We start from the raw sequence: 24,590 nt of genomic DNA, 5'->3' as shown, positions 1-24,590 counted from the left end.
TTACATCATACATGACACACATATGAGCTATTGTCTTAAAATTATCCGTTTAGGTCAATATTAAATTTATACACTACAAATAAATAGAGGTGAAACCTTGGGCTTCACCTCTGATACGATTAATTATGTTGTTTGTAATTTCATTACTTCTTGTTCAATTGTATCTGAAATTCCAGGCTCCACTCGCTCTAAGGCTTGAGCAGAAATTTCACTTGATCGTTTATAACGATTGTTTTTAAATAAACGTTCAGCTTCATTAAGACTCTTATCTAAATCGTGATAATCTTTACGGTAACGGTTACCATATTGTATTAATTTTTCTGCAAACACCGCATTAATCAAGACGTCATTTGCTTCATCTTCGAATTTATTCATTTGAAGTACAACTTTGTTCACTTTATCTTTTAAATGTTGTACGTTAATTGGACGCTCACTAAAGCGTTCATTAACTTCTCTTACTTCATAATCAATTTCATTTTTTAAAATGATAAATCTTTCAGGGACACTCGTAAGGTTTGAAGCAAGTAAACGACGATATATTTCTTCTTTTTTACTTTGAACACGCAAAATGTGTTCCTCAGCTTCTGCTTCATCTTCACGAAGCGATACTAAGTGGTTTTGCAATTTCTGTTGCTTTTCATTAATAACATCGACATGATCTTCAATATACTTCAAATTGTCTTGAACTTCACTGTAACGTACAGAAGATTTAGCCATTTCCATTAAAATTTCATCATAAACTGAAATTAAATTTTGAATCTCATTTTCGAACTGGCGTACACTCTGAATATCACTTTCATTAATATAATAATTTTCGCGACCATATTCAATTTCAGTTTGTAACGTATAGTTCATATCTTTCGCATGGAATAAATCATCAGTGATGCGCTCTTTTGACTCTTCGACTGCGTTCTTAGCTTTAACTTCATGTTCAATTAAGTCGTACATCTCATCCAGTTGCGCATTGATGTCTTCTAATTTTTTATTCGCCTCATCTAACTCAAGACGACTAATCATCGGCTCCACAAAACTTAATTCTGTTTTTAATGATTGGAGTTGACTGTCTACCTTCACGTGATCTAGGTCATATCCTTCTACTTTTAAATCACGAACACCATATTTAAGATCTTGAAATTGTCCCGGTAATTCTTTTTGTGCTTCACGAATCAGTTCCGGTATCTCTTTCATATCTTCATTCAAATATGTTAAATCTTCATTTAAATTTTTAATATGTTGATGTGCTTGTCGATAGTTACCGTCTTCTTTTAATTCTTCATAAAGTGCAAGCTCTGGCTCTACTTGTTCAATTTCTTTTTCAAGTGGTGCTGCCGCTTCACCATATTGATGGCGATTGGCTAAAACTTCACGTTTTAGTTTGCGATGCTCTTCTTTCGTTTGATCATACAATTGATCACTCTCATGATGAATTTGCAGTACTTTGTCCGCTTTCTCGGTCAATTCATGATGTTTTGCTTCATATGCATCCATCATTTCATGTGCATCTTTGATATCCGTTTCAGCTTGCGTAAATTTAAATTTATCTAAATTCACTTCAGCTTCATGGATTTTTTCATCAACTGGCATTAAGTAGTCATTAAGTGATGATTTCCAAGAATCACTTAATGCATCGTATTCAGCTTTCGTTTGACCTGTCATATTTAAGCGTTCTAATTTATGTAAGCTTTCATCATATGTAAGGTCATTTAACTTCACTTTACGATCTTCCGCAGTTTGAATCATTTTTCTTTTATTTGATCGCATCATAAAAAGGATACCGATGCCGACCAATATAATGATAATAATAGCTAAAATAATATATAATGCCATGTCCTTTCGTCTCCTCCTACAAACATAAATTCATTATAACGTAATTCTTAATCGCATTAAAATGAAATCTTTAATAAAGATAGACTTTTTAAAATTTTACCATAGTTTGCATCTAAATTGCGTCGAACAAATGAAAAGGCTATAATAATTTTAATATTTTTAAGGGAGATGGGTTTATTGTGAATATTGAAACAAATTATGATATTATAGTACGCCAATTGGATGCGTTGTTAACAGGTGAAACAGATTTAATTGCGAACCTTAGCAATGCTTCAGCTTTATTAAACGAAAATTTAGATCAAATAAATTGGGTGGGTTTTTATTTAATGAAAAACGATGCTCTCATATTAGGTCCATTTCAAGGTAAGCCGGCTTGTGTTCACATAGAAATCGGAAGTGGCGTATGTGGGACCGCAGTAAAACAAAATGCCGTCCAACGTGTTTCTGATGTGAATGCATTTCCCGGACACATCGCCTGTGATGCGAATAGCCAATCAGAAATCGTTATCCCGATACATAAAGATGAAACCATTATTGGTGTGTTAGATATTGATGCACCCGTTAAAAATCGTTTTCAAGTCCACGATGAAAAAGGTTTAGTAGAAGTTGTAAAGGTATTAGAAAAACATATTTAGCCTTGACTTTTATCTAGAGCATGGTAAAATGGACTTTGTGTGAAAAACGAAAATAGCAGTTAAATATTATAAGGCGCTATGATATTCCCAAAGTGGACGTGTCGTGTAACCGGAGCTATGAGGTGAGGACACACAAAATATTATATCTTTATGAGCATTTAACACTCTTTTTTGTTTTTTCATATCAACAAAAAAGAAAAAGGAGGAGTCAATTATGGCTCGATTCAGAGGTTCAAGCTGGAAAAAATCTCGTCGTTTAGGTATCTCATTATCAGGTACTGGTAAAGAATTAGAAAAACGTCCTTATGCACCAGGACAACACGGTCCAACACAACGTAAAAAATTATCTGAGTATGGATTACAATTACGTGAAAAACAAAAATTACGTTACTTATACGGAATGACTGAAAGACAATTCCGTAACACTTTTGAAGCTGCTGGTAAACAAGGCGGTATTCACGGTGAAAACTTCATGATCCTTTTAGCAAGTCGTTTAGACGCTGTTGTTTATGCTTTAGGTTTAGCACGTACACGTCGTCAAGCACGTCAATTAGTAGGTCATGGTCATGTTGAAGTAGATGGTAAACGTGTTGACATTCCATCATACACTTTAAAACCTGGTCAAGTTATCACTGTACGTGAGAAATCACAAAAATTAGCAATCATCGAAGAATCAATCGAAATTAACAATTTCGTTCCAGATTACTTAGAATTTGATGCTGATAACTTAAAAGGTACGTTCGTTCGTCTTCCTGAGCGTAGCGAATTACCAGCTGAAATTAATGAACAATTAATCGTTGAGTATTACTCTCGTTAATATGTTCCAAACACCATCATGCGATGCATGGTGGTGTTTTTATATGTTTACAGTGCGGATATTCGATTCTTTTTTTAAGGTGACCATTCGTACTTTTATACCCCCTTTTACTTTGTATATAATTTTACGTATACTAACATCAAAAGTGAAGGAGTGAAAGTCAATGAAGATTTGGAATGAAAGTGACGTCAAATCAGCATACCAAATGAAAGATGCGATTAGGGATATTGAAGACTTATTCAAAGATATTGAACATGTAACACAAACACAGCGTCTAGTGATTCCAACCGGTGAAGGTGCACAATCGATGTTATATATGCCTTCTATTCATAAAGGAAAACAGCTTGGTATGATAAAAATCACCTCCATTACACCTAATAACCCTCAACACGGACGTCCTACGACACAAGCTAATATCATTTTGACCGATATTAACACTGGCGAACACCTTGCTAGCATCGATGGTAGTTACTTAACCCGACTTCGTACAGGTGCTCTAAGTGGCATCGCTTCAAAATATATGAGTAATAAAGAAAGTGAAACACTTGGTTTAATCGGTACTGGAGGTATGGCTTACGAACAACTATTAGGAAATTTAGAGGTTCGACCTATCAAAAAAGTTTTACTTTATAATCGTACAACGGAAAAAGCAAATTTATTCAAAGCACGCATTGAAGCAATATTCCCCCATCTAGACGTTGAAGTAGCCAAAGATGTGACAACTTTGGCACGTCATTCAGATATTATTAATTGCCAAACACAATCTACAACTCCTGTGTTTCAAGCTCAAGACATTCAACCTGGTACACATATTAATGGAATTGGCTCCTATAGACCTGAAATGATAGAAATGGATTATCAACTATTCCCATACGCTAACCATATCGTTTTTGATGATATTGAAGGTGTGAAAGAAGAAGCGGGCGAATTTATTGAGGCAAATAAACGACATATTTTCCAATTTAATGACATAGATGGTGATTTAAAATCAATCGTTTTAAACCAGAACATGTTACGTCAAGCAACTGAAGATATCACAATTTTTAAATGTGTGGGTGCAGCACATTTTGATTTAGCAGTCGCAATCGGCGCCTATCAACAATTAAATAACCTATAATACAGTCGTGCATGAAATCTTAAAGATATTCATGAACAAATATCCCAATAGATGCATATTGAATTAAAAAAGGATAATGAAAATGAATTCGTATCATTTTCATTATCCTTTTTTAGTATGTAAATTTATAGTTTGAATAGTCGGTGTGGTGCATCTGTAATTAGACCATCGACACCTAATTTAATCATGTGTTTGGCTACATCTAATGTATTAACGGTATATGGCATCACTTTGAGCCCTTCGCAATGTGCACGTTGCATAAATTTAGGATTCACCAATTTATAGTTTGGATTTACAAAATCAGCAAACTCCGCTATGTCTTTAAATGGTGGTTGTTTGAGCCAGTATTTTCGTTTACTAATTAAAACACCTAACGTGATGTAAGGCGTTAATGCATGCAATTGTTGAATGGATTTCATATCAAAAGATTGAATAATTACACGATGATGAGGAAACTGTTGATTTTTTATTTTTTGAATGACCGCTTTTTCAATACCTGGATACTTTCTCGGTGTTTTAATCTCTATCAATAGCATTTTCGAATAATTTTTACAAAGTGTTAAAATTTCATCAAAAGTCATAATGTCTTCATGTTTAAACGATGCTTTCCAACTCCCAAAATCATATTGTCGCAATTCATCTAAAGTATATTCTTTTATCTCTCCCCTCCCATTTGAAGTACGATCAATAGTCTCATCATGTATTGCAACGAGCGCCCCATCTTTAGTCATATGTAAATCAATTTCAAGCATATCGATATGTCTTCCGAGCGCAGCTTGATAGGCCACTTTCGTATTTTCAGGATAGGTTTCAGCTAAACCTCGATGTGCAACTATTTTAAAGCCTTTAAATGGTTTACTCAATTTCATTCACGATACATCCTTTCAAATGATACAAAATTCTACTACACTTAACTTAACATAATATTAGGAGGAATGAACTGAAATGACTCAACACGCATTTAAAGTAAATTTCGAATGGCAAGGTGGACGCAATAGTGTGGGTAAACTTCATGGTGATGAGATTCACGAACAATTTTCTATTCCCAACAGTCTTGGTGGCACAGGCATCGGTACAAACCCTGACGAATTATTAGTCAGCGCTGCTGGGAGTTGTTTTACAATATCGTTAGCAGCAACGTTAGAACGTGCCCATATTAAAGTGAAAAAGTTAAATGTGTCTACAATTGGTACAGCCTCATTAAGACACCAAATATTTACTATGGAAGAAATCACACACCATGTAAATATTTATGTACAAGATTTCGAATCAAAACAAAAACTTCATCAACGCTTGGAACGATTGCTTCATATTGCCGATCGTAACTGTATGGTCTCTAATAGCTTACGCGGAAACGTGCCAATTAAAATCAATCCATTAATTTATATTTAATTTCACGAAAAAAAGTTCCGTGAAATTTTTTCTGTTAATTTATCTGAATATTTGTTAAAATTAAAAAATCTTACTCAAGGAGGTTTCTTATGTACTTTAATCATCCCACATTATTAACACCTGGCCCAACACCTATTGCCGCACATATTCAAGCTGAAATGAATTTACCCATGGTGGGACATCGTTCATCCGACTTTGAAAAAATTGCTAAGGAAGCCTTCCATGCTCTTAAAGTGGTTTTTGGGAGTCAACATGATGTCATGATACTTTCTTCCAGTGGTACAAGCGCACTCGAAGCAAGTATGGTGAATTTACTTGATACTGAAGACCATATTGTAGTGATTGTCTCTGGCGCATTTGGAAACCGTTTTAAGCAAATTGCTCAAACATATTATTCAAACGTCCATGTATATCACGTTACCTGGGGAGAAGCTTTCGATACAGAGGAAGTTATGAACTTTATCAAACATTTAGGTCATCACATCAAAGCTGTTTTTACACAATATTGTGAAACATCTACTGCAGTTTTACATCCTGTTGCTGAACTAGGAATTGCATTAAAACATTTTGATGCATCCATTTTTTATGTAGTTGATGGTGTGAGTTGCATCGGTGCTGTTGATGTTAATATGCAGCGTGATCAAATTGATATTCTAGTATCAGGAAGCCAAAAAGCGATGGGGTTACCTCCAGGTATAGCTTTTGTCGCATATAACGAACGTGCGCTAAAGGCATTCCAACACAATCAAATGCCTAAGTTTTATTTAGATTTGTCAAAACATCATAAATCTTTGCAGCAATCATCTACACCGTATACACCAAACATTTCAGCATTTCGAGGCGTTATCGCATATAAACGTTATATTGACGCCATCGGGTTTGAAAACATCGTACAACAACATTATCAATTACGTGATGCAGTCCGTGTAGCTTTAAACGCATTGGATCTTGAGCTCTTGGTAAAAGATGAGGTCGCATCCCCCACTGTTACAGCTTTCTTGCCCAAAAATAATACGGAACTAGTAACAATTAAAAATGCGCTAAAAGATCAGTTCAATATTACTATTGCGGGAGGTCAAGGCCATTTAAAAGGTCACATTTTACGTGTGGGACATATGGCTGATGTTTCGCCGTTTACATTATTATCATTTATTTCAGCTTTAGAACTTATTTTGACTAAACATAGACAGGAATCTTTAGTCGGAAAAGGCACTACTGCGTTTATGGAGGTTTTAAAAGATGTTATATAAAGTACTTGTCGCAGATCCAATTTCAGAAGATGGCTTAAAAGCGCTGACTGATGACGCTCATTTTCATGTCGTCCATGATACTGGTTTGAGCGAAGATGAACTTATTCAACGTATTCCAGAATTTCATGCACTTATCGTTCGCAGTCAAACACAAGTTACAGAGGCAATTTTAAAAGCAGGTAAACAATTAAAAGTTGTGGCGCGTGCAGGCGTAGGTGTAGATAATATCGATCTTGAATTCGCAACAAAACAAGGGATTATTGTGATTAATGCCCCAAATGGCAATACCATTTCTGCAACTGAACATTCAGTAGCAATGATTTTAGCTATGGCTCGAAATATACCTCAAGCACACGCTTCATTAACTCAAGGGAATTGGGATCGAAAGTCTTTTAGAGGGACTGAATTATATCGTAAAACTTTAGGCGTCATCGGCACAGGACGTATTGGCATCGGTGTAGCTAAACGCCTTCAAAGTTTTGGGATGTCAATTTTAGCGTATGACCCTTATCTATCTGAGGACAAAGCAAAAGAACTTGATTTTACACGTGCAACAGTAGATGAGATTGCTCAAAGCGCTGATTTTGTTACAGTACATACCCCATTAACTGAAAAAACAAAAGGAATTATTGGTGCATCATTCTTTCAACAAGCTAAACCAAGTTTAAGAATTATTAATGTCGCACGTGGAGGTATCATTGATGAAGCAGCATTGATTGAAGCGCTAAATCACAATCAAATCGCCGGGGCAGCTTTAGATGTTTTTGAAAATGAACCCGCAACGCATTCCCCATTAACACGTCACCCTAAAGTCATTGTCACGCCTCATCTCGGCGCATCAACAATTGAAGCACAAGAAAAGGTAGCAGTTTCAGTTGCTCAAGACATTGTAGATATATTGTTACATCAAAATATTTCTCATGCAGTCAATGCGCCAAATGTTATTTTTAATGAAGATGAAGCGTTGCAACCCTTTGTCCAACTCGCAAAGATGACTGGACAAGTGGGTATACAATTATTACCAAAAGCGCCACGTGAACTCAAAATTACGTACGCAGGAGATTTGGCTTTAGATGACACGAGTCTAATTACACGTACACTTGTAAAAGGTGTATTACAACAAGATATGGGTGATCATGTCAATTTAATCAATGCATTAGTGCTTTTAAATGAACAAAATGTCACATATACCATTGAAAAAACGAAACGCAAAAAAGGATTTAGTAACTATATTGAATTAGAACTCATTAATAAAGGTGATCGTGTCAAAATAGGTGCAACTGTACTCAACGGTTTTGGCCCTCGAATTGTTAGAATTAATGATTATCCTGTTGATTTTAAGCCAGAACAATATCAACTTTTAATTCATCACCATGACCGTCCTGGTATTGTTGGTAAAACTGGACAAATCCTAGGAGAATATGACGTTAATATTGCTTCTATGCATTTAGGTCGTACACACGTTGGTGGAAAAGCAATGATGATTTTATCTATTGATAACCCTATTCATGATGATGTTGAAAATGATTTATTAAATATTGAAGGGTTTCATTCTGTAACCCCTGTCACATTAAAATCATAACCAAAAAGCTAGGAGTGGATGAAATTTCATGATTTCCATACACTTCTAGCTTTTAAATGTTTAACATGCAATGGCATCGGCTAACGTTGTCATTTTATAAACCGTTATTTATTCGATAATAATATGTTTTTAATATCAAGCACATTGTTGACAATGTAATCTGCTTGATGTGCCTCTAATTCTTTTTTGGCCTCTCTTCCTTTTAAACCCGTTAATGTCCCAATAAAAGTCGCGTTTATTTTTTTAGAACACAGTAAATCTGCAAGAGAATCTCCAACAATCGTAACGTGTGTTTTGTTAACACGATTCTCTTGATTTGTTGCATAATCCTCGTAAGATTTTTTATCATTACCGAAAAACGCTACAAGATAGGTAAAAGGATTAGGTTTACCTAAGGGTTTTAATTCTGGATATTCTGTTTCAACATCTATCACTTCACTTGCGGTAGCAATATGATACTCGTCAAATAGCGATAAAATACCTAATGCCTCAAATGGAATCAATGTTTCTGCTCGTGTTCGTCCTGTCGCAATACCTACGCGATATCCCTCGTCTTTAAGCGTATGAAGTAAATCCTTTATTTCTTCAACAGGGACAATCACTTTTTCGTTATAAATGTATCCCTTTTTAAAATTCGTTTTTGCCGGTTGCGCTTCAATTTCTTCAAACAACGCTCCCCCTAAGTACCATTCTTGATAAATCGATTGCGCAAATTGCCATAATGGACTTTGAATGTCGAAAAGTGCGACATTCTCGTAGTTTAAGTGTGATTTTGCATACGACATCAGAGCATGATAAAGCTCTTTTTTACCTTGAGCAGCACGATTTAGAAAATCTAAAGGTTTGGCAAAATCAATCACTTTTTGCGTCACTTTTAAACCTATGTTTTGCAACTGAGATTGTGTAATAATCTCTGATTCCAAAAATGAAATTTGTTCTTCTAAAGGCAGTTGCTTTAACAAATGTATCAAATGAATTGAAAACACGATAAATAACATATCCCAATTAGAGTTCACACCTAACGATTTAAGCTTATTTAAAATTAAATCATCTTCAAAAATTTCTTTGCGAATTGCTTGAATTTGCGAATCTTGAATTCGTGATAAATCTATTTTTGAACCTAAATTCATATAAGTTTTATCAAATAGCAGTTCATAAACTGCCAATGCAGACACATCAAAACATCTACTCTCATCTAAAAAAACACCATCTACATCAAATAAAATGACTCTATCCATCTCGCAACCTCCATAAACAGAATTTTCAGATAAAGTAACTATAACATAAAAAATGAGCAAGTTAATTATAAATACCATAAAGCATGGTTATTTTTTATAATCTTCTTGCCCATTTATCAGATATTATTTAGCCTCTACGTAGGCATTCAACTCTTTTTGTAACTCACGTGTACGCTCAGTCAAAATCGTAGTAATATAGTCTACTTTTTCTTGACGCGTTAATGCTTTTGGAATTTCTGTTGTATCAATTGGTTCGCCGAATTTGATATATGCTTTTTTCGTAAACATATGTAAAATTTTAGTTGGTCCTACATATGCTGCTGGTAGGATTGGCGCTTTACCTAACATTGCAATCGTTGCAGCTCCTCGTTTTAAAGGAACTTCAACAGAAGTACGGTGGCCAGAAGGAAAAATTCCCACAGTTTTATTCGCATTTAATATTTTAACAGGTATTTTAAGTGTGCTTGGTCCAGGGTTTTCTCTATTGACTGGAAAAGCATTTAAAGCTGTAAAAAAGCGATTCATTAACTTTGTTTTAAATAATTCTTGTTTCGCCATATAATGGATTTCATTTGGATAAAGTGCTAATCCTAATAAAATAATTTCATTATAACTTTCATGATTACATGTAACAACATAGCGATTGGATACTGGCTTTTGGTCTAAACCTACCACTTCTAAATTGTGTAATCGTTTTACAATAATATGATCTAATGCTTTTGCAATAAATTTGTATAACATTTAAACACCCACTTCTTTTCGTACTATAACCCTTTAAATTCTATCATTTACTTTCCAATTCAACAACTACAATTCAAAATAAGACTTTAGATGGAGGACTCTTGACTGGTCAAATCGCTTGTAACATTGCATAATAGTGATAAAGGAGGTATTTTATGAGAGAAGAAGATAATTTTAATCCTTCACAACAATCGAATCAACACCACCCCCCTCAACCACATTACCGTACGAAATCAAAATTTCCATGGTTTAAAACGATACTCATTGCGCTTGCAGCAGGTTTAATCGGTGGTTTACTCGCTTTTGGAATTGTGCAACTGTTTTCAAATGTTTCGTCACATTTCTCATCGAACTCAGGCTCTCAAGTTAATGAAAGCCATCAAGGTTCTGGAGGAAGCAATCTCGATGGTAAAAGTACAAAATATAAAACAGTCAACGAAATGATTAATGATAAAGCCCCTTCTATTGTCGGAGTCATTAATGTCCAAAAAGCACAAAATTTAGAGGACTTAATACAAGGTAAATCACCGAAATCAAAACCCTCAGGTATTGGTTCTGGCGTGATTTATCAAAAAGACGGTAAAAACGCCTATATTGTAACGAACAATCATGTCATTGAAGGTGCCTCGTCTATTAAGATCCAATTGCACAACTCACATCAAGTTGATGCTGAATTGGTAGGTAAAGATTCTTTAACAGATTTAGCAGTGCTAAAAATTAAAGACCGTGAAGATATTAAAACAATGTCATTTGCAGATTCTAGTAAAGTTAAAACGGGTGATAGTGTCTTTGCGATGGGAAATCCGTTAGGTTTAGAATTTGCTAACACAGTAACTTCAGGTATAATTTCTGCGAAAGAACGTACCATTACGACGGATACAGCTGCTGGTGGCAATAAGGTTAATGTGATTCAAACAGATGCCGCAATAAATCCAGGTAATTCAGGTGGTGCGTTAGTAGATTTAAATGGCAATCTTGTAGGGATAAATACTTTAAAAATTGCTGCCCCACAAGTAGAAGGTATTGGTTTTGCAATTCCAAGTAATGAAGTAAAACTAGTAATCGAACAGCTTGTTAATAATGGTGAAGTTAAACGTCCTTCAATTGGTATTGAAATGATAAACGTTGCAGATATTCCTGATAACTACAAACGTCGTTTAGATACTAATTCAGGTGTTTATGTCGCAAACGTCCCTCGACAAGGTATTGATTTAAAACGTGGGGATGTTATTACAGAGCTAGATGGTCACAAAGTGGAAAGTGATTCAGATTTACGCGGATATCTTTATAAAGATAAAAAACCAGGTGATCAGGTTACATTTACTGTTAACCGTGATGGAAAATCAATTAAAGTTAAAGTAACACTCGATTCATCTAACTAAACTAAAAAGTCCCATATCAGATTCATTTCTGATACGGGACTTTTATATTAGGCATAATTAACCATAAAGTATTTTTTCTTTCCACGACGAATGATCGTAAAACTATCGTCATATTTATCATCGTCAGAAAGTAAATAGTTTAAGTCTTGTTGACGTTCTCCATTAATGTAAATTGCGCCATTTGATACATCTTCACGTGCTTGTCGTTTTGAAGGTGAAATATTTGCTTCAACGAGCGCATCGACAATATTCGTCGTTTCTTTAGAAATTGTCACTTGAGGCACATCTTTAAATCCTGCTTTAATTTCATTTGCAGTGAGTGCTTTCAAATCACCACTAAATAAAGCTTTAGAAATACGTTGTGCCTCTATAAGTGCTTCCTCACCATGAATAAAACGCGTAACATGTTCTGCTAGTGTTTTTTGTGCTTGGCGCAAATGTGGCTCATTTTCAACAGATTGTGCCAATGCATGAATCTCCTCTTGAGTTAAGAACGTGAAATATTTTAAAAACTTTATCACATCATCATCACTCGTATTAATCCAAAATTGATAAAATTCATAAGGACTTGTTTTGTCTTTATCTAACCATACAGCACCTGATTCTGATTTACCAAATTTTTTACCGTCTGATTTTGTCACTAGTGGAATCGTTAATCCATAGACATCTGTCGTGCCATACATACGACGCATAAGTTCAATACCACTTGTGATATTCCCCCATTGGTCAGAACCCCCAATTTGAATTTTACAATCGTAAGTTCTATTTAAATGACCGAAATCAATAGCTTGTAATATTGTATACGTAAATTCTGTATATGAAATTCCGTTAGATAAGCGTGACTGAATTGAATCTTTTGCGAGCATATAATTTACACCAACGTGTTTACCGAAATCACGTAAAAATTCAATCAACGAAATTTGACTTAACCAATCTTTGTTATTAACGAGAATAGGTCCGTTTTCAGTGTCAAAATCAAATAGTTGAGACATTTGATTTTGAATACCTTTCACATTGCATTCAATTTGCGCTTCTGTTTGTAGCACACGTTCTTCTGACTTACCAGATGGATCACCAATCATGCCTGTGCCCCCACCAATTAATACAATTGGTCTATGACCATAGTCTTGAAAACGACGCAATGTTAAATACGGTAATAAATGCCCGATGTGTAGGCTATCAGCTGTAGGATCCGCACCACAATATAATTTTACTTGTTCCTTATTAAGTAAATTTTCAATGCCTTCTTCGTCTGTTTGTTGATAAATTAAACCACGCCATTGTAGTTCTTCTAATAATTGATTTGCCATTTAATTACCTCCTTAAAAATAAAAAAACACCGCTTACGAATACGTAAGGGCGCTTTTGCACGTTACCACCATACTAGGATACTCTTACAATGTTACGTACATTGTCGAAACGTTGAAACACATTAATAGGTGTATTCACTTAAATTCATTTATCAGTTTGCACCATCCACTGACTCTCTAAAAAACAAACTTTAAGTTACTTGTCCTAAGTTTCAATACGTATTAATAATGATTCATATTATAAAATGTCACTATTGAAAAGTCAATGTTAAATACTTTTATAATGAGAAATACCTTAAAATAAAATTATGCTATACTATATTTGAAAAAAGGAGGCGGCTCGATGTTGAGACATTCATCAGATTTAACACAGTTTTTAAAACATTACGATAGTTATTTTAAATATATCAAACGCCTCTTTATCCTTTCTATCATTGGCTCAATATGGCTCCTTATATTTGCTTTAGGGCTTGCTTTGGGTTACTTCGCAAGTATCGTATCAAAAGCAGATGATATTAATGATGATGCACTAGTACGAGCGGTGACACGCCTTCCTGAGCTACCTGAAATTCAATCTAGTCATGTTGATATTATTAAAATTTATAACGATCAAACTCCAATATTAATTGCCGGCCCAGCAGAGGTCTCTCCATACGTTACACAAGCGATTGTAGCTAGTGAAGACGCACAATTTTACACGCATCACGGCATTTTACCAAAAGCGATATTCAGAGCAATGTATCAAGACATTTTTAATCGTGATCACCCTACTGGTGGTAGCACGATTACGCAACAACTAGTTAAAAACCAATTACTTTCTAATCAAAAAACCTATGATCGTAAAGCTAAAGAAATCATGTATGCGATGCGGTTGGAAAATATTATGACTAAAGATGAAATCATTTATACGTATATTAACCGCGTATCATTTGGACGTAACCAACATGGGCAACATATTACTGGCATTACCGCGGCCTCTTATGGCATATTTGGCAAACCACCAAAACTTTTAAATTTATCAGAATCAGCTTACCTTGCTGGACTTGTTCAGAGCCCATATTTCTATACACCATATACGAAAGATGGACACCTTAAGAGTAACGAATCCATACAACCTTCCATACATCGTCAAAGGTATGTTTTGAAGCGAATGTATGTTGAAAATATGATTACGAAACAACAATATGAACATGCTTTAAACGACCCAATTCAAGAGAAATTTATTTGAATACACTCAAAACGTTCATATTGAATCGCCTTACTTTTAAACTGAATTAAATTTTTTTAATTCACGATGATTTGACACGCATAAGAAAAGCCTTCAAAGTTCAACGCTTAACCCGAACTTCGAAGGCTATTTAATATGAAAAATACGCTCTACACTATAATCGTTTAGAATAAACCAATCGCATGACCATCTGGCGTAACATCCATATTTAATGCAGCTGGTTTTTTAGGGAGACCAGGCATAGTCATAATTGCACCAGTGAGTGCAACGATAAATCCTGCGCCAGTCTTAGCTTCTAATTCTCGAATTGTAATTTCAAAATTTTCTGGTGCACCAAGTTGTGTAGCGTCATCACTAAATGAATATTGTGTTTTAGCCATACAAACTGGATAATTATCCCAACCATTTTCTTTGAATTGTTTTAATTGTTTTTGCGCTTTGCTTGAGAAAGAGACTTTACTACCACCGTAAATATCTTTAACAATTTTTTCGATTTTTTGCTCAATTGGTAACTCTAAATCATACAAGCGTTTGAAGTTATTAGGTTGTTCGATGACTTCTAGAACTTTTTGAGCTAAGTCAACGCCGCCTTCTCCGCCTTTTTCCCAAACTTCCGTTAATGACAGACGGACATTATTTTGTTCCGCCCATTTTTGAACAAATTGCGTTTCTGCTTCCGTATCATGAATAAATGCATTTAATGCAATAACAGGTTCAACACCAAACTTACGAATATTATTGACATGGCGTTCTAAATTTTTAATACCTAATTGAAGCGCTTCAACATTTTCTTCTTTAAGATTGTCTTTTGCCACGCCACCATGCATTTTTAAGGCACGTACTGTTGCTACTAATACAACTGCACTCGGTTCGAAACCAGCTTTTCTTGATTTAATATCAATGAATTTTTCAGCACCTAAGTCTGATCCAAAACCAGCTTCAGTTACAACAATATCCGCAAGATCACGAGCAGTTTCAGTCGCAATAATAGAGTTACAGCCGTGTGCAATATTGGCAAATGGACCACCATGCACTAATGCTGGCGTGCCTTCAATCGTTTGTACTAAATTCGGTTTAATTGCATCTTTAAGAATCATCGCTAAAGCACCCTCTACTTTTAGGTCTTTAACTGTCACTGGTTTACGATCACGTGTATAACCAATCGTAATGTTCGCAATGTTTTGTTTTAAGTCTGTAATACCCGTGCTTAAACATAAAATAGCCATAATTTCAGATGCAACTGTAATATTAAATCCATCCTCACGAGGCACACCTTGTGTCGGTCCACCAAGACCAACAACAACATTTCGCAATGCACGGTCGTTCATATCAAGGACACGTTTCCATTCGATACGACGTTGATCAATGCCAAGTTCATTACCTTGATGGATGTGATTATCGATAAATGCAGAAAGTGCATTATTTGCTGTTGTTATCGCATGGAAGTCGCCATTAAAGTGAAGGTTAATATCTTCCATAGGTAAAACTTGTGCGCGACCTCCCCCAGTTGCGCCACCTTTAATACCAAATATTGGTCCTAACGCTGGTTCACGTAATGCTACCATAACGTTTTGATTAATTTTTTTAAATGCATCTGCTAAACCAACTGTTACTGTTGATTTACCTTCACCGGCTGGTGTTGGACTCATCGCTGTAACAAGAACAACTTTACCCTTTTCACCTTTTGTGTTGATTTTAGAAATATCAATTTTAGCTTTATAGTGACCATATTGCTCTAAAGCATCCTCTGAGATGCCTGCTTGATTCGCAATTTCACTAATATACTTCAATGTAGCTTGATTCGCAATTTCTAAATCTGATAAATGACTCACAATATTCAGCCCCTTAAATGATATTCATTAACAATAACGCGCGTGTAAACGCATACAAACAATTATAAAAAAACTATTTCCACGTTTAATAATAACGAACTCTTGCGCTATTGTCGAATAAAAGCGGTTGAATAGTGAGGATTAAAGTCAGAAATAAATCATGGTGTGGGATATTAATGTCCACACCATGATTTAAAGGTCACATAACGACTGCTATTCCATTATTGCAAGCTTAATCTTCCATCGTACTTAAATCACCAGTAGGAAGGTCTAATTCCCACGCTTTAAGCACACGTCTCATTATTTTACCCGAACGCGTTTTCGGTAATTTGTCTTTAAATTCAATTTCTCTTGGTGCGGCATGTGCTGCAAGTCCTTCTTTAACAAATTTACGTATATCTTCTTTTAATTCATCTGAAGGTTCATAGCCTTGTCTTAAGGCTACAAAAGCTTTAATAATTTCACCCCGCACAGGATCAGGTTTCCCTATCACACCTGCTTCTGCAACAGCTTCATGTTCTACTAATTTTGATTCAACTTCAAACGGCCCTACACGTTCCCCAGCCGTCATGATAACATCGTCAACACGCCCTTGGAACCAGAAATACCCATCTTCATCTTGGTACGCAGAGTCCCCAGATACATACCAATCTCCAATAAAATAAGATTGATATTTTTCGGGATTTTTCCAAATTTTATACATCATCGATGGCCAGCCTTTTTTAATTGCAAGATTACCCATACGGTTCGCTGGTAATTCGCGACCTTCATTATCAATAATGGCAGCCTCAATACCCGGAAGTGGTTTACCCATTGATCCTAGTTTGATATCCATACAAGGATAATTAACAATCATATGTCCCCCTGTTTCAGTCATCCACCACGTATCAAGCACACGTTTTCCATAGACTTTTTTCGCCCATTTGATGACCTCTGGATTAAGAGGTTCGCCAACAGATAAAATTGTACGAACAGAAGATAAGTCATATTTTTCTACCAAATCATCTCCTGCACTCATCAACATTCGTAATGCAGTCGGAGCAGTATACCAAATTGTAACTTTGAATTTTTCTAACATACTGTACCACGATTCTGGAGAAAATCGACCACCAGCAATACAGTTAGTGGCACCATTAAGCCACGGTGCAAATATGCCATAAGATGTCCCTGTAACCCAACCTGGATCAGCTGTACACCAATAGACATCATCTTCTTGTAAATCTAGTACATAACGCCCTGATATGTAATGCACTAACATCGCATTTTGTACATGTAATACCCCTTTAGGTTGACCAGTAGAGCCAGATGTATAATGTAAAATCAATCCATCTTCTTTTTCCAACCATTCAATGTCAAAAATGTCACTTTCATCATTTAGTGCTTTATTAAAATCAACATATTGCGCATCGACCTCATCGTCTACGATAATGATTGTTTCTAAATTCGGCAGTTCATCTTTAGGAATACGAGACAGTAAACTGTTCGTTGTAATAATTACTTTTGCATCACTATTTTCTAAACGATCTTTCACGGCCTTTTCCATAAACGCTTCAAATAATGGTCCCACTATCGCACCGATTTTTAAAACACCTAAAAATGCAAAATAGAGCTCTGGCGTACGCGGCATAAATATAAACACACGGTCACCTTTTTGTACATTCGCCTTATTTTTCAAGACATTCGCCGCTTGGTTCGATTTTTTTTGCAAGTCTTTAAACGTATATTGTTCGGTACGTAAATCATCTTTATAATTCAAGGCTATTTTATGTCCTTTACCTTCATCAACATGACGATCAATACACTCATAAGCCATGTTTATTTTTCCTGTTTCATACCAGGAAAATGCTTTTTCAACTTCTTCCCATTTAAAGTTTTTATACGTATTCTCATAATCCTTTAAATTGAAGTTTCCTTGTTCCCCTTTATAAACTTCGACTTTCATGTGGATTACCCCCTTGTTTGAAATCGCTTTCATAGCAATTATAGCTTAAGGGAGACGCGTTTTCAAAAAATTATACTTATTCTGAATAATGCGTGAAAATAACACACTTCTTGGCTATACTATGGGTAGTATAGAAATTGGAAAGGAGTCTCTCATGGAACATATTAAGACATATGAAAAAGAAACTGTCATTGTGAATGATAAGTCAATTATTATAGAGGGCCCTGTTGAGAAAGACCAATTACAAAAAATGACATTTGACGATGGTCTTAATGCATTTCGCACACCAATTGAACAATTTGAAGCCATTCAAGATATCAGCACATTGGATGAAGGTCGAATTTATATCATTCGGGATGATATGCATATTGTGGGCTATGTGACCTATTTATATCCAGATCCAATGGAACGATGGTCGACAGGCAATTTGCCATATTTATTAGAACTTGGTGCAATTGAAATTAGCTTACCTTTTCGGAACTTTGGACTTGGTCGTGACCTCTTAAAAATAAGTACACGCAGTAAAGAATTAGAGGATTATATCATTATTACCACTGAATATTATTGGCATTGGGATTTAAAGAATTCAGGACTCGATGTTTTTGAATATAAAAAATTAATGCAACGTATGATGTCAAATGGTGGCCTAGAAGTATTCGCAACGGATGATCCAGAGATTACAAGTCATCCGGCCAATTGTTTGATGGCACGTATAGGCAAGAATATAACTGTTGAACAAATGCGCGCTTTTGATGACATTCGATACATGAATCGGTTCTTTTTTTAATGGGGGTATAATGATATGGGAGATATTCAAGCACTTCAAACGGGCTATGTTTATGCCGATACACTTTTGCAATATCGGTTTCATAATAAGCACCCTTTTAATCAAATGCGCCTAAAACTAACGACGGAATTATTACTTTCCACTGGTTTATTACAACCATCACAAATAATCAAACCTAGAATCGCAACCGTAGATGAAATTGCAACGGTGCATAAATATGATTATATACAAGCAATTAAACGGGGTGAGCGCAATTTATTAAATCCTGACGAAAAAATAAAATACGGTTTGGATGATGAAGATACGCATGTGTTTCCAAAAATCCATAAAAGTACCGCAACAATTGTTGGTGGTGGCTTAAATTTAATCGATGCGATTATGGACGGACAATATGTCAATGGGTGTCATTTAGGGGGTGGTTTACACCATGCATTAGAAGGTCGTGCCAATGGTTTTTGTGTGTATAATGATGCAGCCATTTATATCCATCATCTTATTCATAAATATCATCAGCGCGTATTATATGTAGATACCGATGCCCATCATGGTGATGGTGTACAATGGTGTTTTTACACTTCTGATGATGTCATGAATTATTCCATTCATGAAACGGGTAAATTTTTATTCCCAGGCTCAGGACATTATACTGAACGTGGTGATGATCAAGGTTTCGGTTACACCGTAAATATTCCCCTCGAACCTTATACGGAGCACGAAAGTTTTATGACAGTTTTTAAAGATACTTTAGAATCTGTAGCTGCTACATTTAAACCAGATTTTATAGTCAGTGTCAATGGCTCTGATATACATTATTTAGATCCACTGACGCATATGCATTGTGACTTAAATACGTTATACGAAATCCCATATTTCGTAAATGATATTGCTAAGAAATATGCGAATGGAAAAATCATGATGTTAGGTGGCGGTGGGTATAATATTTGGCGCGTTGTCCCTCGAGCTTGGAGCCATGTATATTTAAGCTTAATTGATCACCCTAAATTAGAGGGACGCTTGCCAGAAGCATGGTTAAATAAATGGAAACATTATAGCCCAGTACCTATTCCAGAGTATTGGGAAGAAGACTTTCCTGAATATGAAGCTATACCGAGAGTAAGTGAAATTACTCAAAAAAATCAAAGTGTGGCCTCTAAAATAAACAATTGGTTTTAATCTCATTATTTAAGATATATTAAAACCCTTGTATAATAATTGCATGACCGTGACATATGTATCTATGTGTCAGTCATGCATGAATACAAGGGTTTTTTATTATACTTTAGTCGTTCCGCGGTATCTTAATTTATGCGGCAAAATCACATTCGGTTCTTCTATATCTTCGTTGTTCATATACTTAGTAAGGAGACGCATTCCCACTGCACCAATATCATAAAGTGGTTGAATCACACTTGATAATTGTGGTCTAACCATCTCAACAAGACGCGTATTATTAAAACTGATAACTTGTAAATCTTCAGGCACACGAATACCTTGATCCATTGCACCATGGACAATACCAATCGCTTGTTCATCACTAATTGATAGCACAGCATCTGGTTGATACGTGCTTAATTTTTCAAATGCACGCAATCCATCTTTGTATGTTTCATTCCCCACATACATCAAATGTTCATCTACTTCTAAACCATGTTCAGAAAGCTGTGTTTTTAATCCTTTTAAGGCATCTTCTTGTGCTTTCTTAGAATAACCGCCACCAACAAATGCAAACTTTTTCGCACCAGTCTGTATTAAATGCTCTGTAATTTCTTGACTCGCTTTTTCAAAATCAATGTTTACAGAAGCAATACCATCATCTTTACCGTTTGTTCCTGAAACAACGACTGGAATGGAAGCTTTCGAGATTTGTTCTTTTATTTCAGATGTCAGTGTACCACCTAAAAAGATGATGCCATCTACTTGCTTACTTAACAAGTTATTGAAAATCTCTTTTTCCTTTTCTGGATCATCATCTGAATTCGAAATGATAGTGTGATATTTATACATCGTTGCGATATCTTCCAACCCTCTAGCAAGTTGAGAATAATATATATTTGATATATCTGGAATGATCACACCTACAGTAGTTGTTTTTTTACTTGCAAGACCTCTAGCTACTGCATTTGGACGATAATTTAATCGTTTAATTACTTCATTAACCTTTTCTCTCGTCTCTGGTTTAACATTTTGATTCCCGTTCACAACACGAGAAACTGTCGCCATTGATACACGTGCTTCACGTGCCACATCATAAATGGTTACCGTCATAATTTTTACCTCCTTGGAAACGCTTACCCTATTATTATATTCCGTTTTCATCACATTTTCAAAGTTTACCATATTATGAGTGGATAAGAAATATAAAATTGAGGTTGTCATACGTTTGTCACGAATAAAAATACATGTTAGGTATTATAAATAAAAAAATGAGGCAAATCGAATACATTTGCCTCATTCCATCGTATTATTTTAACGTTTTATTGTTATACATCTCAGATAATGGTTTGATTTCATTGTAAAATGCATCAAATTCGTTTAAATCCATTTGTTGTGCACTGTCGCTTAATGCAACAGATGGATCAGGATGTACTTCTGCCATCACACCATCTGCGCCAATGGCAAGTGCCGCTTTAGCCGCTGGTAACATAATATCTTTTCGTCCTGTGCTATGTGTAACATCAACTAAAACTGGTAAATGTGTCCCTTGCTTTAAAATAGGAACCGCTGAAATATCTAAAGTATTTCGTGTCGCTTTTTCGTAAGTTCTTATACCGCGTTCACACAAAATAATATTTTGGTTACCTTGTGCTGCAATATATTCAGCTGCATACGTAAATTCTTCAATGGTTGCTGATAAGCCTCGTTTTAATAAAATAGGTTTATTGGTACGTCCTGCTTCTTTTAACAGTTCAAAGTTTTGCATATTTCTCGCACCAATTTGAAAAACATCTAAATATTGATCTGCAAGTGCAAAATCATTAGGATGAACGATTTCGCTTACAACATTTAAATCATATCTATCTTTAATTTGTTTTAAAATCTTTAAGCCTTCTTCACCTAAACCTTGAAAATCATAAGGTGACGTACGCGGCTTAAATGCCCCACCACGAATAAATCTTTCACCTTTTTCCTTTAAATTTTTAGCGACAGCTTCAACTTGTTCATACGACTCGACAGAGCATGGACCAAATACGAAGGATTTCACACCTTCTCCTAACTTGCCACCATTTTCAAAAGTTACAATCGTATCCTCAGGTTTTAATTTACGGGATACGTATAAATGCTTTTCATTATCAGATTTTTGTAAATCAGTTGAGGCTTTAAAAATTTCTTTAAACAATTGTTTAATAACATTGTCATTAAAAGGACCCTGGTTTTTATCAATTAATGTATTTAACATTTCTTTCTCTCTTTGAGGATCATAAATGACTGTACTCTGTTTTCGCTTTTCCTCACCAATCTTTTTAGCAAGTTCACCTCGCTTAGAAAGTAATGTTAATATTTGCTCATTAATGTTTTCGATTTCTTTTCTGTATGTTTCTAAATGATTTGTCATGAAAGTCACCCCAACTTAAAAATTCTCACTTGCTTTAAAGCGGTAAAATAAATAGTGATATTTGGTATTCTAACAAGAAAAAATATGAATTTCAACCCATCTCTCAAAATAAGCCTAAATTTTAAGAAAATTCAATTAATACGAGTCAGTTTTCTCATTTCAATTGTGCTTCATTGTCTTACTTTTAAATATAACACGACATACAAAACGAGGCGAGAACAAATAAATTTGTTCTCGCCCCATCAACTCGTCACTAAGAAGTTAAATATTTATTTATCAAATGTATGTTTATCAACTTTACTATTCGTTTTTTTAGCTTCTTCACTTACTTTATCATTGTGACTCGATAATTCGAAATCTGAATCTTTTTCTTTATCATGCGTAATGACACCATTTTCAAGGCGTACTTCTTTTTGATCTTGTGTTGTTTGAGCTGTTGAATCAGTAGTTTTATCACTTTGATTCATATTTAATAAACGACGCTGTGCTCCTAAAGATGAAGAAGATGCATCTGTGTTATTTTGAGATTTAACAACATCATTGTTTTCATGTTCCACAGTTTTTGTAGGACCTGTTTGACCTTCTAATCGGTCTGAATCGACTTCTGAACGAATCGCTCTTTTTTGCGCAGCTAATGCATCATCACTTACTTCAGTTTGACCATTTTCTGTCTTCTTCTCATTATTTTGTTGTGAAGCGTGCGCAACGCCTGTTGCAGTAACGCCTGCTGTAGCAACCCCAGCTGTAGCTGCTCCATTAGATGAGTGGTTTTCATCTGAAGCATCAGTAGCAAGAGACGTCGATGCTGATTGACTCGGCTTTTGACCTTCTAAACGATCACTATCTACCTCACTTTGTATGGCACGTCGTTGTGCGGCCAATTCTTTTGATGACGGATCATTTGAGTCTGTTAACGCTGTACGTTGCTTCTTAGAGTCTTCTCTCACTCTACGTGCTTGCGCTTTTAATGCATCTGCTTTTCTTTTAGCTTCATCACGTAAAGTAGAATCTTGATCATTCACCTTTACAAATTTTTTTTGCTTATTAGATGATGTTTTGCTTTTCTTTGATTCTACTGTAGGTTTCAAAATGAGACCTAGCGCACTTCCTAAAATAGCCCCTGCTACAAAACCAAACACTAAATCCAAACGTGCGCGTGGTTCACCCTCGTATTGCGGTACTTCGTAACTTTCTAAACCTTTTGTATGCAAATCACGATTATATTTTTCCATTTAAAATTGCCTCCTTAAAATAAAAGCACTTAAACAAAGGTATTACCTCATTTAAGTGCGTAAAATCAAGACTTATTTAACTAACCGTCAACTTACTTACGATTTGAATCATTATTTAATGTTGTATATTTTGTGTTTACTGATTCAGGGTTAGTGTTGAAATCATTCAAGTCTTTGTTTTCATACTCACTATTAACTAAATCGTCGTTTGATAATGAAGAACTTGATTTAGAACCTTGTTTTGCATCAGAAGACACATTATTTGTTTTGTAAGCTGCACTATTTCGACGACTTTGACGGTTTTGCCATTTGTCGGCAATTTCCATTGCAACATTTGACCATTGAACAACTTGAGAAATTTTGTCTTCATTTTGTGAAATGTTGTTTGTTATTGAGTGCGTTACACGATCAACTGAACCATTCAACGTTTGAACTGATTCACCAACACCTTTAACAGCATCAACTACTGAGTTTAAACGATTTGATTTATCTTGGATATCTTCAGTTAAGCGATTTGCTTTGTGAAGTAAATCCGTTGATTCACGTGTAATACCTTGGATTTGGCCTTCAACACCATCAAGTGTTTTAGCAACATGATCCAAGTTTTTCTTAACAGAAATTAAAACTACAACAATTCCAATACATAAAATTAAGAACGCGATAGCAGCAATAATTCCTGCAATTGGTAAAATCCATTCCATTCGAAAACGCCTCCTATTGACTTT

At 35.3% G+C, this 24,590-nt stretch carries 21 protein-coding genes; 10 read left to right on the top strand and 11 right to left on the bottom strand.

Translation table 11 applies throughout. The features are described from left to right. Positions 1 to 123 precede the first annotated feature (123 nt). Positions 124 to 1,827, bottom strand: coding sequence for a septation ring formation regulator EzrA (ezrA, locus tag SHYC_RS05845; RefSeq protein ID WP_039645278.1), 1,704 nt, complete (start codon positions 1,825 to 1,827; stop codon positions 124 to 126). A gap of 176 nt (positions 1,828 to 2,003) precedes the next feature. On the opposite strand from ezrA, the gene SHYC_RS05840 reads away from it, so the two are divergent. The 3 genes from SHYC_RS05840 (at position 2,004) to SHYC_RS05830 (ending at position 4,396) form a co-directional block, all read left to right on the top strand. Further along, positions 2,004 to 2,462 carry a GAF domain-containing protein gene (locus SHYC_RS05840; protein ID WP_039645276.1) on the top strand — a complete coding sequence of 153 codons (459 nt, stop codon included), beginning with the start codon at positions 2,004 to 2,006 and terminating at the stop codon, positions 2,460 to 2,462. Positions 2,463 to 2,676: 214 nt separating this feature from the next. Beyond that, on the top strand, positions 2,677 to 3,279 hold the full coding sequence (gene rpsD, locus SHYC_RS05835; RefSeq protein WP_039645273.1) for a 30S ribosomal protein S4: 603 nt from the start codon (positions 2,677 to 2,679) through the stop codon (positions 3,277 to 3,279). Positions 3,280 to 3,442: 163 nt separating this feature from the next. Continuing rightward, the gene (locus tag SHYC_RS05830) at positions 3,443 to 4,396 is read left to right on the top strand and encodes an ornithine cyclodeaminase family protein (RefSeq protein WP_039645271.1); all 954 of its coding nucleotides are present in this window, start codon (positions 3,443 to 3,445) and stop codon (positions 4,394 to 4,396) included. A gap of 125 nt (positions 4,397 to 4,521) precedes the next feature. Here SHYC_RS05830 and SHYC_RS05825 read toward each other — a convergent pair whose 3' ends face one another. Then, a complete protein-coding gene (locus SHYC_RS05825; protein WP_039645269.1) occupies positions 4,522 to 5,265 on the bottom strand; it encodes a glycerophosphodiester phosphodiesterase in 744 nt (247 codons plus the stop codon). A gap of 76 nt (positions 5,266 to 5,341) precedes the next feature. Between SHYC_RS05825 and SHYC_RS05820 the strand changes: the two genes are divergently transcribed. The 3 genes from SHYC_RS05820 to serA all read left to right on the top strand — a co-directional run bounded on the left by SHYC_RS05820 (position 5,342) and on the right by serA (position 8,620). Next, positions 5,342 to 5,788: an SACOL1771 family peroxiredoxin gene (locus SHYC_RS05820; RefSeq protein ID WP_039645267.1), complete on the top strand. Its 447-nt coding sequence runs from the start codon at positions 5,342 to 5,344 to the stop codon at positions 5,786 to 5,788. 89 nt (positions 5,789 to 5,877) lie between these two features. Beyond that, positions 5,878 to 7,038, top strand: coding sequence for a pyridoxal-phosphate-dependent aminotransferase family protein (locus SHYC_RS05815; protein WP_039645265.1), 1,161 nt, complete (start codon positions 5,878 to 5,880; stop codon positions 7,036 to 7,038). Next, complete coding sequence (gene serA / locus SHYC_RS05810; protein WP_039645263.1) at positions 7,028 to 8,620, top strand: phosphoglycerate dehydrogenase; 1,593 nt, start codon at positions 7,028 to 7,030, stop codon at positions 8,618 to 8,620. The genes SHYC_RS05815 and serA overlap by 11 nt, the downstream gene beginning before the upstream one ends. A 104-nt stretch (positions 8,621 to 8,724) precedes the next feature. Here serA and SHYC_RS05805 read toward each other — a convergent pair whose 3' ends face one another. Further along, the gene (locus tag SHYC_RS05805) at positions 8,725 to 9,858 is read right to left on the bottom strand and encodes an HAD family hydrolase (RefSeq protein ID WP_039645260.1); all 1,134 of its coding nucleotides are present in this window, start codon (positions 9,856 to 9,858) and stop codon (positions 8,725 to 8,727) included. 123 nt (positions 9,859 to 9,981) lie between these two features. Then, positions 9,982 to 10,599, bottom strand: a complete 618-nt coding sequence (locus SHYC_RS05800; protein ID WP_039645258.1) for a lysophospholipid acyltransferase family protein — start codon at positions 10,597 to 10,599, stop codon at positions 9,982 to 9,984. A gap of 155 nt (positions 10,600 to 10,754) precedes the next feature. Here SHYC_RS05800 and SHYC_RS05795 point away from each other — a divergent pair, with 155 nt between their 5' ends. Then, positions 10,755 to 11,981 (top strand): S1C family serine protease, encoded by a 1,227-nt coding sequence (locus SHYC_RS05795; protein WP_039645256.1) that lies wholly within the window; start codon positions 10,755 to 10,757, stop codon positions 11,979 to 11,981. A gap of 47 nt (positions 11,982 to 12,028) precedes the next feature. Here SHYC_RS05795 and tyrS read toward each other — a convergent pair whose 3' ends face one another. Further along, complete coding sequence (gene tyrS, locus SHYC_RS05790; RefSeq protein WP_039645254.1) at positions 12,029 to 13,291, bottom strand: tyrosine--tRNA ligase; 1,263 nt, start codon at positions 13,289 to 13,291, stop codon at positions 12,029 to 12,031. Between the two features lie 343 nt (positions 13,292 to 13,634). Here tyrS and SHYC_RS05785 point away from each other — a divergent pair, with 343 nt between their 5' ends. Further along, on the top strand, positions 13,635 to 14,519 hold the full coding sequence (locus SHYC_RS05785; protein WP_039645252.1) for a biosynthetic peptidoglycan transglycosylase: 885 nt from the start codon (positions 13,635 to 13,637) through the stop codon (positions 14,517 to 14,519). A gap of 164 nt (positions 14,520 to 14,683) precedes the next feature. Here SHYC_RS05785 and SHYC_RS05780 read toward each other — a convergent pair whose 3' ends face one another. Further along, entirely contained in the window at positions 14,684 to 16,351 is a 1,668-nt protein-coding gene (locus tag SHYC_RS05780) for a formate--tetrahydrofolate ligase (protein ID WP_039645251.1), read from the bottom strand. 232 nt (positions 16,352 to 16,583) lie between these two features. Next, complete coding sequence (acsA, locus tag SHYC_RS05775) at positions 16,584 to 18,293, bottom strand: acetate--CoA ligase (protein WP_039645248.1); 1,710 nt, start codon at positions 18,291 to 18,293, stop codon at positions 16,584 to 16,586. A gap of 154 nt (positions 18,294 to 18,447) precedes the next feature. Between acsA and SHYC_RS05770 the strand changes: the two genes are divergently transcribed. Together SHYC_RS05770 and SHYC_RS05765 are read left to right on the top strand one after the other, a co-directional pair. After that, a complete protein-coding gene (locus tag SHYC_RS05770; protein WP_039645246.1) occupies positions 18,448 to 19,080 on the top strand; it encodes a hypothetical protein in 633 nt (210 codons plus the stop codon). A gap of 15 nt (positions 19,081 to 19,095) precedes the next feature. Next, a complete protein-coding gene (locus tag SHYC_RS05765; RefSeq protein WP_039645244.1) occupies positions 19,096 to 20,253 on the top strand; it encodes an acetoin utilization protein AcuC in 1,158 nt (385 codons plus the stop codon). 99 nt (positions 20,254 to 20,352) lie between these two features. Here the strand turns inward: SHYC_RS05765 and ccpA are convergent, their stop codons facing one another. The 4 genes from ccpA to SHYC_RS05745 form a co-directional block, all read right to left on the bottom strand. After that, positions 20,353 to 21,345, bottom strand: coding sequence for a catabolite control protein A (ccpA, locus tag SHYC_RS05760; RefSeq protein WP_039645242.1), 993 nt, complete (start codon positions 21,343 to 21,345; stop codon positions 20,353 to 20,355). A gap of 196 nt (positions 21,346 to 21,541) precedes the next feature. Beyond that, positions 21,542 to 22,633, bottom strand: coding sequence for a bifunctional 3-deoxy-7-phosphoheptulonate synthase/chorismate mutase (locus SHYC_RS05755; RefSeq protein ID WP_039645241.1), 1,092 nt, complete (start codon positions 22,631 to 22,633; stop codon positions 21,542 to 21,544). Positions 22,634 to 22,902: 269 nt separating this feature from the next. Next, entirely contained in the window at positions 22,903 to 23,865 is a 963-nt protein-coding gene (locus SHYC_RS11870; protein ID WP_052257829.1) for a hypothetical protein, read from the bottom strand. A gap of 92 nt (positions 23,866 to 23,957) precedes the next feature. Further along, entirely contained in the window at positions 23,958 to 24,566 is a 609-nt protein-coding gene (locus SHYC_RS05745; RefSeq protein WP_039645239.1) for a DUF948 domain-containing protein, read from the bottom strand. Positions 24,567 to 24,590 lie beyond the last annotated feature (24 nt).

Origin of the sequence: Staphylococcus hyicus (assembly GCF_000816085.1) — a bacterium.
GTDB classification, from domain to species: domain Bacteria; phylum Bacillota; class Bacilli; order Staphylococcales; family Staphylococcaceae; genus Staphylococcus; species Staphylococcus hyicus.
This window is presented reverse-complemented; position numbering and strand designations above follow the sequence as displayed.

Excerpts from the sequence above, each read along its gene's own strand:
- ezrA (WP_039645278.1), bottom strand. The coding sequence starts at position 1,827 with ATGGCATTATATATTATTTTAGCTATTATTATCATTATATTGGTCGGC.
- rpsD (WP_039645273.1), top strand. The coding sequence starts at position 2,677 with ATGGCTCGATTCAGAGGTTCAAGCTGGAAAAAATCTCGTCGTTTAGGT.
- SHYC_RS05830 (WP_039645271.1), top strand. The coding sequence starts at position 3,443 with ATGAAGATTTGGAATGAAAGTGACGTCAAATCAGCATACCAAATGAAA.
- SHYC_RS05825 (WP_039645269.1), bottom strand. The coding sequence starts at position 5,265 with ATGAAATTGAGTAAACCATTTAAAGGCTTTAAAATAGTTGCACATCGA.
- SHYC_RS05820 (WP_039645267.1), top strand. The coding sequence starts at position 5,342 with ATGACTCAACACGCATTTAAAGTAAATTTCGAATGGCAAGGTGGACGC.
- SHYC_RS05815 (WP_039645265.1), top strand. The coding sequence starts at position 5,878 with ATGTACTTTAATCATCCCACATTATTAACACCTGGCCCAACACCTATT.
- serA (WP_039645263.1), top strand. The coding sequence starts at position 7,028 with ATGTTATATAAAGTACTTGTCGCAGATCCAATTTCAGAAGATGGCTTA.
- SHYC_RS05805 (WP_039645260.1), bottom strand. The coding sequence starts at position 9,858 with ATGGATAGAGTCATTTTATTTGATGTAGATGGTGTTTTTTTAGATGAG.
- SHYC_RS05800 (WP_039645258.1), bottom strand. The coding sequence starts at position 10,599 with ATGTTATACAAATTTATTGCAAAAGCATTAGATCATATTATTGTAAAA.
- SHYC_RS05795 (WP_039645256.1), top strand. The coding sequence starts at position 10,755 with ATGAGAGAAGAAGATAATTTTAATCCTTCACAACAATCGAATCAACAC.
- tyrS (WP_039645254.1), bottom strand. The coding sequence starts at position 13,291 with ATGGCAAATCAATTATTAGAAGAACTACAATGGCGTGGTTTAATTTAT.
- SHYC_RS05785 (WP_039645252.1), top strand. The coding sequence starts at position 13,635 with ATGTTGAGACATTCATCAGATTTAACACAGTTTTTAAAACATTACGAT.
- acsA (WP_039645248.1), bottom strand. The coding sequence starts at position 18,293 with ATGAAAGTCGAAGTTTATAAAGGGGAACAAGGAAACTTCAATTTAAAG.
- SHYC_RS05770 (WP_039645246.1), top strand. The coding sequence starts at position 18,448 with ATGGAACATATTAAGACATATGAAAAAGAAACTGTCATTGTGAATGAT.
- SHYC_RS05765 (WP_039645244.1), top strand. The coding sequence starts at position 19,096 with ATGGGAGATATTCAAGCACTTCAAACGGGCTATGTTTATGCCGATACA.
- ccpA (WP_039645242.1), bottom strand. The coding sequence starts at position 21,345 with ATGACGGTAACCATTTATGATGTGGCACGTGAAGCACGTGTATCAATG.
- SHYC_RS05755 (WP_039645241.1), bottom strand. The coding sequence starts at position 22,633 with ATGACAAATCATTTAGAAACATACAGAAAAGAAATCGAAAACATTAAT.
- SHYC_RS11870 (WP_052257829.1), bottom strand. The coding sequence starts at position 23,865 with ATGGAAAAATATAATCGTGATTTGCATACAAAAGGTTTAGAAAGTTAC.
- SHYC_RS05745 (WP_039645239.1), bottom strand. The coding sequence starts at position 24,566 with ATGGAATGGATTTTACCAATTGCAGGAATTATTGCTGCTATCGCGTTC.